Source organism: Streptomyces pseudoechinosporeus, from assembly GCF_054783935.1.
Genome location: NZ_BAAGPS010000102.1, coordinates 1 through 1,678 on the forward strand (window position 1 = coordinate 1; position 1,678 = coordinate 1,678).

1 protein-coding gene is annotated in these 1,678 nt (G+C 66.8%); it reads right to left on the reverse strand.

Translation table 11 applies throughout. From position 1 onward, the window contains the following. Positions 1-57: 57 nt before the first annotated feature. Positions 58-1,590, reverse strand: coding sequence for a glycosyl hydrolase family 28 protein (locus ACYVO6_RS49400; RefSeq protein WP_461073616.1), 1,533 nt, complete (start codon positions 1,588-1,590; stop codon positions 58-60). Positions 1,591-1,678: the final 88 nt, after the last annotated feature.

Below are 1,678 nucleotides of genomic sequence, written 5' to 3' on the forward strand. Positions count from 1 at the left end.
CCCCGGTGTCCGTCAGGGAGACGCCGGGGCCGGCCGCGTGCGCAATCGCGTCCTCGGTCAGAGGGCCGCGGCCTCCTCGGTGGTGAGGAAGCGGAGGTTCTGCACGTGCTCGTTGACGAGCATGGGCACGCCGTCCGCGGCCAGGTACCAGCGCGGTTTGCCCGTGCTGTCGGCGATCACCCGGTCGTTGACGCGGAGGTTCTCGAAGGTGACGTCCTTGACGGTGTGCTCCGCGTCGGTCCCGGCGATGATCGACGTGTCGGCGTTCTTGCCGTTGTAGCTGAGGTCCTTGATGTAGACGTTCTCGATGCTGCGGCCGGACGCCTTGTTCCACTTCGGGTTGTTGACGACCCGCATGTGGACGAGCTGGCCCCAGCGGAAGTCCTCCACGCGGATGTTGTCGAACTTGACATCCCGGACGAGGTTGCCGTCGGCGGCATTGATGGCGATGCAGCCCTGGGCGTTCACCTGCGGCTCACGGTGGTCGAGGATGTCGATGTTCTCGAAGTTCAGGTTCTCCAGCACCTCGTGCGCGGCGGGGTCGGGGTTGCCGTGCACAGCCATGTTGATCGGGTGGGCGACGTCGGCCCAGAGGGAGCAGTTCTTGACGGTGATGTTGCGGGTGTCGCCGTAGAAGTCCCAGCGGTGGGTGTAGAGGGCGATGCAGTCGTCGGAGGTGCGCAGGAAGCAGCCGTCGATCGTGACGTTCTCCGAGCAGTAGAGCTGGATGCCGTCGCCCCAGCCCTCGCGGCTGAAGGCGCGCAGGTTCCTGATGGTGAGGTTCCGGCACTCGGCGACCCGGATGTTCTCGTAGCGGGGGTTGAGGATCGTGATGCCGTCGATCGTGACGTTCTCGCACTTGCGGATGAGCATCGCGCCCCACTTGGAGTTGTAGATCACTCCGCGGCCTATGATCCGGGAGTTCTCCGCCCCCTCGATTCTCACGTGTGCCTGGAGGACCGCACCGGGGGCCAGGTAGACGGTGGTGTTGCTGGGTACCTTCAGCTCCCCGTTGGGGGGAGTGTGGAAACCGGGCCCGAAGTACATGACCTTCTTGTCGCCCTCGGCGGGCGGGTTCTGCTCGATCGGGTTCGTGAGCAGGTGCAGGCAGTCGAAGGTCTTGTCGTCGACCTGGACGACGATGTTGCGGGGCCGGTCCAGGGTGAAGCGCGCGGTGTCGCCGAGCACCTCGGGCTTGATGCCGTACGAGTCCGGCCGGATGCGAAACTTCTCGGCGCCGCCCGGGTTGTAGGTGACCTCGACCTCGACGGTGCCGGAGAAGTCGAAGGAGGCCCAGGAGGAGTTCCGGACCGGGTTCTGGCCGGTGACGGGGTCGATCAGCGCGAGCTTGGCCAGGTAGACGCCGACTCTCTGCCAACTGCCGCCCACCGGGCGGACCTTGACGGTGAAGGCGTTGTTGACCGGCACGGAGGGGAGGGCGGGGTGGATGGCAACGATGTCCCCGGTGCTGGCCTCCTCCCCGGCGGCGGTGGCGGCGTGCGCGGTACCGGCGATGCTGCTTGCGAGGCCGGCGACAGCGAGGGCGCCGGCGGCCTGGAGGGTGGTTCGGCGGGAGAGGGGCGAGGTCATGGGGACTACTCCTTGCTGGCGCCAACCGGTTGCTGAACGGTGGAGAGGCGGGCGAATGGGCGAGTCTGCTGACTGGGCGACTACACAG